The sequence below is a fragment of the Arsukibacterium sp. genome (assembly GCF_036735525.1).
In the GTDB taxonomy this organism is placed as follows: domain Bacteria; phylum Pseudomonadota; class Gammaproteobacteria; order Enterobacterales; family Alteromonadaceae; genus Alishewanella.
The window spans coordinates 1-8,113 of the sequence record NZ_DAINOE010000111.1; the positions used below are offsets into that span (position 1 = coordinate 1).

Here is an 8,113-nt window from a genome sequence, read left to right on the forward strand (position 1 = left end):
ACGTCCAGTACACCCCAACAAAAGAAAATAACAGTGAGCCAATGACCGAAGTCGGTAACAACAAGGATTCAAATAATGCCGCCATTACGATGTAAATCATCGCCACCGCCAGTAACATATTAACCATCATCACTTGCTGCTCTTCATTCTGACGCTGAAAACTGCCGCGAAATGACCAGTTATAGCCTTCGGGCAAAGCGACGTTTTTCATCAGTTGCTCAATGTCGGCTCTGGCTTTGTCCATACTGACATCTTTTGCCAGATTCATGCGGATAGCAATGCCGGTGGAGCGGTCAAAACGTCGGATAGAATTCAAACGAGGTACTATGTGCAGCTCTGCCAGTTGCGCCAGAGTAATGGCCACACCATCTTGATGCGCCACCGGTAATTGTTGTAACTCTGCTACAGATTGGCTGATGGTTTCATCATATATCAACCTGAGCAGCACCTCGCCTTGCTCAGGGGTGCGAAAGGTGCGTAAATTGACGCCACGCAATGCCAGCGATACCCGTTGCGCGACTTGCTGAGCGCTGATGCCATAACGCTCCAACTGTTGGTGATCTAACAAGATTTGTACTTCTTGCTGGCCACGTGCTAAATCCGAAGTCACATCCTCCAACGCAGGCAAGGTTTGCAACATAGGCTGCAGTGTTCCAGCCAGCTCCATCAACACCTCGGTTGAACTGCCGGTTAAATGCAATTGCATGCCCCCGCCGCCGCCAAAATCAAATGCCGGGCGGGCACGCACCAATGCCGGCCATTCGCTGCGGATCTGTTGCTTTAGCTGTTCCAGCGATAACGAGGGTGATTCTTTCAATAAAATAATCGACATTGCGTAGCCGGCAGTATAATAACTATAAACGGATTCGATATGCAGCTCTTGCTGACGGCTGTATAAATATGCCTCCATCTGGCTTACTTCTGAGCGGACTTCTTCCAGGCTATAATTGCCCTGAATATTATAATTTAGAAATAAGCGGCCATTATCACCGTTTTCATCACCCCCAGATCCGACTATACCGATGGGGATAACAATACTCACTAATACTAATACAGCACCAAGTGAGGTGAGCTTCGGCCAGTTCATCAATCGTTGCAGGATGGCTTTATAACGTTTGTCCAGGCGGCTGCCTTGCGGATCTATTACCGGTTGTACTTTTAACTTTGTGGTTAACAGTGGGATAAGACTCAGCGCCATTAATAATGAAATAGCCAGACACAAACAGATCGCAATGGCGACATGTTCCAGAAAAATGGTCAACTGCATTTTCTGACCAATGATATTGGGTAAAAAGACTATTGCTGTGGTCGCGGTCCCCGCCAGTACCGCTAAACTCACCCGGCGCACACCCCGTTCAGTCGCTGCTTTGACATCACCGCCAGCGGCGCGCTCCCGGAAAATACTTTCAGTGACCACCACCGCATTATCGACCAGCATACCTATGGCCAGCATTAATCCCATCATACTTAAGATATTCAGGCTGTAGCCCATAAAGTACATGGCACCCAGCGCAATGATAATGGCAGAGGGTACTGACAGCACCACTATTAAGGTTGTGGTCAGGTGGCGTAAAAATAAATACAGCACGACAAGTGATAACAATGCACCAATAGCCCCCGCCGCCAGTAAGTCTTTTAATGAGGTCACCACGCCTTCAGCGACATCGTCCATCACATACAGATTAATGCCATTAAATGCCGGGTTATTATCAGCCGCCTGCACTACGACCATAGCCGCTTTGGCTACGTCAACCAGATTAGCGCCTGACTCTTTATACACATTCATGCCCACCGCATAAGTTTGGTTTAAATGGCGGCCATCGGTGCGTTTGGGTAATTCCAGCTGAATACTGGCAACATCGCGTAACATTAGACCGGGCCGCACCGGCAGGCGTTCAATTTCGGCCAGTTCGCGGTATTCCCCCAGTGGTTTTACCAGGATACTTTGCTCAGCATTTCTTAACTCGCCGGCGGTTAAAGCAAAATTACTGCCTCTTAGTTGTGCCAATAAGGCCGTCGCGTCGACATTTAGCGCTCTGAGTTTATCCGGATCTAGACGGATAATAACCTGCCGTTTTTCTACGCCATACAGCTCTACCTTAGAGACTCCCTGCACCCGCTCTAAAGGCCGTTTTATTTGTTGCTCTAATAAGTCATAGGCCAACGCCAAATCGCGATCTGATGAAATACGCAGCTGAAATATTGGCATATCGTCAGTATTAAACTGAAACACCATTACCCGCTCTACATCTGCGGGCAACAGGTGCCTTACCGTATCAAGCCGTTCTCGTACTTCGAGCCCTTTGCTGCTGATGTTCTCACTCCAGTTAAACTCCAGTGAGACATCAGCACTGTTCTCATTAGAGAAACTGCGCATCTGTTTAATACCACTTACCGTAGCCAGTGCCTCTTCTAATGGTCGGGTGATCAATCTCTCAACCTCAGCCGGACTGGCATTACGGTATGGCACATTGACATACAGCTGCGGAATATCAATGCTGGGTAACATTTCCAGCGGCAGCAAGCGGCTGGCTAAGGCGCCAAATAGCAGCATCGAAATAAATACCATCGTCACCGTGACCGGGCGGCGCAGCGCCAAGCGGGTAATGGCCAGAGGTTGTTCGGTCATAGGACCTCCTGCGCTGAAGTGTTTTCTGCCTGGAGAGCCGCAGCTAACGGCTCCCGGCTAACCAATGCATAGAGCACCGGTATAAACACCAGTGTAAGCAGGGTCGATATTAATAAGCCGAAAATAACAGTAATCGCCATAGGTGCGCGGATTTCACTGCCATCGCCGCCACCCAACGCCATCGGCATTAATCCCAGCACCGTGGTTAACGTCGTCATCAGTACCGGGCGTAAGCGACTGGCGCCACCTTCAATAATGGCTTCTGTTAACGCGACGCCACTTTGTCGTAACTGATTAATGCGATCAATCAGCACTATGGCATTATTCACTACAATACCGGCCAGCATAATCAAGCCAATAAACACAATAACCGATAAGCGGGTGTCGGTTAGCCACAGCCCCAGGATGGCACCAGCGCCGGCTAATGGCACGGTAAATAAAATCAGCAACGGCTGCAGTAAATTCTCAAATTGTGACGCCATCACCAGGTACACCAGAAAAATCGCCAGTAACAGTGCCATCAACAATGAACTGTATGCCCGTTGCATTTCTTCGCTTTGTCCTGCTATCTGTGCCGTCACACCAAAGGGCAGTGTTTGCGCAGCCAGGATGCTTTTTGCCAGTTCTGTTGCCTGCTCTACATCGCCATAGGCCAGGTTAGCACTGACAATCGCCACCCGTTGCTGAGCGATGCGGGTAATCTCACTGGGGCCCAGTTCACGACGAATATCAGCTACTGCAGATAATGGCAATGGTTGAGCACTGCCGGGGTTGATGATGAGCGCGGCCAGTTGTTGCTCACTTTGCCGAAAATCGGCGGCCAGACGCACTCTTATATCAATTTTCCTGTCATTCACTGAGTATTGGCCGGCGACCTCCCCGCCAACATACACTGCTACCCGCTTAGCCACCTGCTGCGCCGTCATACCCAGTTGCGCCAACCGGGCGTGATCAAAATACAGGGTAATTTCAGGCTGGCCCGGCCTTAAACTGGTTTTTACATCAGCAAAGCGTGACTCAGCCGCCAGACTGGCCAGTAATGTATCGGCCGCCAGTTTCAGCTCGGGCAGTTCATAACCGGTGATTTCAATTTCCAGCGGCGTAGCAAAACTAAACAGCTCTGGCCGGTCAAAGCGGGCAGTGACACCGGCAACGCTGACCAGGTGTTGCCGCAGCACCGCCATAACCTGCTGCTCTACTTCTGGCGCACTACCAGGCTGAAGTACGATGCTCAGCCGCCCCCAGTGGCTGCCGCCTATTGCAGGGTCTACCGTCATCTGAGCGCCGGTGCCTGCCTGGCCATAACTGCGGGCCACACCCGGCAAAGGCGCAGCCACGGCGGCTAATTGCTTTAACACTGCATCGGTTTGCTCAATGGCACTGCCAATCGGCAGCTGAATTTCAACATAAAACTCGCCCTGACTTAGTTGTGGTATCACATCAGCTCCCAGCCTGGGTAACAAGCTGTAACACAGGCCCGCCAAAACTAAGGTACTAGCAATGGTCAGCAGTTTGGCATGCAGTACCGCCGTTAAAAAGCGACGATAGCCACGGGTTAGCGCGTCAAGGCTGGCTTTAACCACCAATAGCAGTGGCGCGAACAGCCAACCGAGCAACCTACTCAGCGCCCGCCATAGCAAGGTCACCAGGCTTAGCAGGCCTAACTGTATAAAATACAGGCCTTTAAACAGCTTTTTTGGCAGCCACAATACCGCACGAGCAACAGAGTGATACCAACGCTGCCCTATGGCTCTTACGATCGTCGGCTCCTTTGCAGCAAAGTCTGCAGCTACATTCACCCGCCGCTGCCGCGCAGCCATAGTCGGAATCAGTGTCAGGGCCACAACCAAGGATACCAATAATGCAAAGGTTACAGTAAGTGCTTGATCTTTAAATAACTGACCGGCAATACCTTCTACGAAGACCAGCGGGAAAAACACCGCCACTGTGGTCAGGGTCGAGGCGGTGATGGCCATCGCCACTTCACCGCTACCTATACGGGCCGCTTCAGCAGCATCCTTACCCTGTTCTTTGTGACGTGCTATGTTTTCCAACACCACTATGGCATTGTCCACCAATAAGCCTACAGCCAGCGCTATACCGCCTAAGCTCATCATATTCAGGGTAATGCCCTGACCATACATCAAATTAAAGGTGGCTATAATGGATACTGGTATCGCAATAGAAATAATCACCGTGGACCAGACATTGCGCAAAAATAAGTACAAAACCAGCATCGCCAGTAAACCGCCGATAATACCGGCTGACTTCACCTCACTTATCGCTTGCTTAATAAAGGCGGACTGATCGTACACCAGGGTCAGCGTATAATCTTGCGGCAAACCTTTGCGCAGCGCAGGTAATTGCGCCAACAGCAATTCGGCAACATTGACCGTATTAGCATCGCCTTCTTTGTATATAGCCACTTCAATCGCTTCAGCACCATTGATATAGGTGACACTTCTGCGATCAGCAAAAGCATCTACCACCGTGGCCACATCTTTTAAGCGAATTTGCGAATTGCCTACCGTCGCCAGATAGAGGTTTTCTATGGCCGCTAAATCAGCAAACTGATTCATCGTACGTACCAGATAATCGTAACCAGGGGTTTCCAGCCGGCCACCGGCTAAATTAATATTTTCTTGCGATAAGCGGCTACTGATAAGGCCAATATCTAATTGCAACTGACTGAGTTTATGGGGGTCAACCAGCACCTGGACCTCTTGATTTAAACCGCCATCCGGGCGCACAGCGGCAATACCAGGCATAGCTTCAAGCTTACGGCGTAAATCTTCTTCGGCATAGGTACGTAGTGATACCAGGTCCTGCTCATTGCGCAGCCCCCCTTCACGGCTTAATGCCAAACGCAGCACAGGATCAAGATTAGGGTTAAAGCGCAGTAATAACGGTTTATCGATATCCAGCGGTAACATTAGTACATCAAGTTTTTCGCGGACTTCCAGCATTGCCAGATCCATGTCTGTACCCCAGTCAAACTCCAGTACCACATCTGAGCGGCCCGAGCGGGATACCGACTTTACCTTGCGCACGCCTTTTACAATACCCAATGCTTCTTCAATCGGTTTGCTAACCAGTTGCTCTACTTCAACCGGTGCGGCACCAAGATATTCTGTTCGTATAGTTAAGCTGGGGTAAGATAAATCCGGTAACAGGTTTACCGCCAGCCGGCCCGCTGACACTAAGCCAAATAACAGAATACCAAGTGTAAACATCCATATCGTCACCGGGCGGGCGACTGCAACATCAACCAGTTTCATAAAACTGTCCTTCTGAGTATTTATTTTTGTAGTTAGTTACTGTAATGATAAGCCCGGCATCGCCGGGCTTTGGGGATTAAAATTCCCTGGTGCTAACAACATTGACCAGGCTTTGCTCCTTTAGCGCGCCCTGACCAGCAATAACCACCTGCTCGCCAGCCTGGATACCCGATAAAATTTCCACACTAGTTTCGGAGCTATAGCCGGTATGTACGGTTTTGCGCTCAACTTTACCCTGCGCATCGACCACAAAAACACTGGGCTGGTTATCGGTCAGCATAATGGCGCGTTTAGGCAGGAGAACTGCGTCGGTTTTAACATCAAATTTAAGTTCAACCTGGGCAAACATACCCGGGCGTAATTGTCCCTGCGTATTATTAATGATTAAGGTAGTACGCACAGTACCTGATTGCGCATCTACCACAGGCGAAATACGGCTTATTTGCGCCTGCACCGGCAGCATGCCGGCAAAGATTAAGCTGGCTGCCTGACCCGCTTTTGCCTGTGCCAGTTGCTGCTCGGGGATATGCACTACCGCTTCGAGCTCAGCATTAGCTACCAGGTGAAATAACGATTGTGGCGCCATTTGACTGATCAGCTGTCCTGTTTTGACATAACGACGCGCAACCACGCCGTCAATGGGTGCACGGATCTCGGTTTCACGAACACTCAGTTCCGCCAAATCCACTGCTGCTTTTACTGCATCAAACTGCCAGCGCAACTTGTCATAAACATCGGTACTTACCAGCTGCCGCTGGTGCATCTCTGACATACGCTTAAGTTCGCTGTCCAACCGGCTTAACTCAGCCTGCTCTCTGGCCAGCATCAGACGCTGACGTTCATTGTCTAACACGGCTAACAGTTGTCCGGCTTTAACATAATCGCCTTCCTCTGCCAGAACTTGCTGCACAATACCACTAGTCTTGCTTATGACGTCTGTTTCAGCACGGGCGGCCAAAGTGGTATTAGTATGATAACTGCTACTGATTTCACCCAGGCGGGCCATCGCCGCTTCAACCGGAATAGCCAGGGTTTCTGTCTGCGCAGCATTAACGCTGCTGCTGGCTTTATTACAACCGGTTACTATCAGGCTTGAGCTGAGTAAAACGGCGACCAGAGTTAATTTATTCATTGTAGATCCCTTGTTCAAAGCGAGAATATGGTTCAGTCATTACCCTAGTTATGCAGCCGCCATGCCATAATAAATAATCAATAAAAATCAATGCTTTAAAAAATATAAATTACCTATTTAGCTTTTTTCAAAAAGCTGAAATCCGAATATTAGTCATTTTAACTAATTAATAGTTAAAACATTAGCATTGCTCAGACTTAAGCACTCAGCCGAGGTTCAGTTGCGCTGATCGATAATGTGTAACAAAACGTTTAAATCTACATATACCCGCGCAGGCTGTTACATTAGCCTAAGCTCGGGTAAACTAATGATGATTGCTAATTATCGCTGCAGAGGTGGAATATGACTCAGGTATCTTTATTTCAAACCGGCTTTATCGCCGCCTGTATGCTGTTGTTAACCGCCTGCGCCAACCCCCGGCCTGCAATAGTGGATTACGACAAAACTGTCGATTTCAGCCGTTATCAAACCTATGCTTTTTATGTGCCGGCAGAGGCTGTTGTAACAGCGGAATCAGATAAGTCTGAAGCAAGCAAACAGGCAGCTGAATACCATAGCCTGCTGGATCAGCATTTTAAAGCCGCAATAGAGCGCGAAATGTCAGCGCTGGGTTACCGCTTAGTGGCAGATAATCCACAGTTACTGGTGAATTACCTGTCAAATGTAGAACAACGTACCGATGTCAGAAGCTCCCCCTTTCAGGTGAGCGCCAATTATGGCTATGTTGGAAGCCGTACCGGGCTATTTTTAGGTATCCCGTTATTTGGACGTGCGGTAGAGCAACACGAATACAAAGTAGGCACCGTCACGATTGATTTAATAGACGCCGCTGAACAGCGCTTAATATGGCAGGGATTATTAGAAGGTCGCTTAAGTAATAAAGCACTGCAACAGCCGCAGCAAGCGATTAGTAACACCGTTAATCAGATTTACCAACGTTTTCCAACGCGCTTGCCAATTGAGTGAACATAGTAAAGGCGGTTAAAAAAATAAGGGAGCCGAAGCTCCCGACACCAGTACAGTGCAAGATAATCCAGGAAAGGAAGGTGTTACAGGACTAAGTATCGCAGCCTT

The 8,113-nt window shown here is 49.2% G+C and carries 4 protein-coding genes; 1 reads left to right on the forward strand and 3 read right to left on the reverse strand.

Annotated elements, in window-relative coordinates; genetic code table 11:
* The 3 genes from V7D78_RS15300 to V7D78_RS15310 form a co-directional block, all read right to left on the reverse strand.
* A partial coding sequence (locus V7D78_RS15300; RefSeq protein ID WP_333609325.1) for an efflux RND transporter permease subunit occupies nt 1-2,629 on the reverse strand: 2,629 nt, incomplete at its 3' end.
* Nucleotides 2,626-5,907 (reverse strand): efflux RND transporter permease subunit, encoded by a 3,282-nt coding sequence (locus V7D78_RS15305; RefSeq protein ID WP_333609326.1) that lies wholly within the window; start codon nt 5,905-5,907, stop codon nt 2,626-2,628. The genes V7D78_RS15305 and V7D78_RS15300, both read right to left, overlap by 4 nt.
* Before the next feature lie 76 nt (nt 5,908-5,983).
* A complete protein-coding gene (locus V7D78_RS15310) occupies nt 5,984-7,039 on the reverse strand; it encodes an efflux RND transporter periplasmic adaptor subunit (RefSeq protein ID WP_333609327.1) in 1,056 nt (351 codons plus the stop codon).
* Nucleotides 7,040-7,381: 342 nt separating this feature from the next.
* Here V7D78_RS15310 and V7D78_RS15315 point away from each other — a divergent pair, with 342 nt between their 5' ends.
* Nucleotides 7,382-8,005: a DUF4136 domain-containing protein gene (locus V7D78_RS15315; RefSeq protein ID WP_333609328.1), complete on the forward strand. Its 624-nt coding sequence runs from the start codon at nt 7,382-7,384 to the stop codon at nt 8,003-8,005.
* The last annotated feature ends 108 nt before the right edge of the window (nt 8,006-8,113 follow it).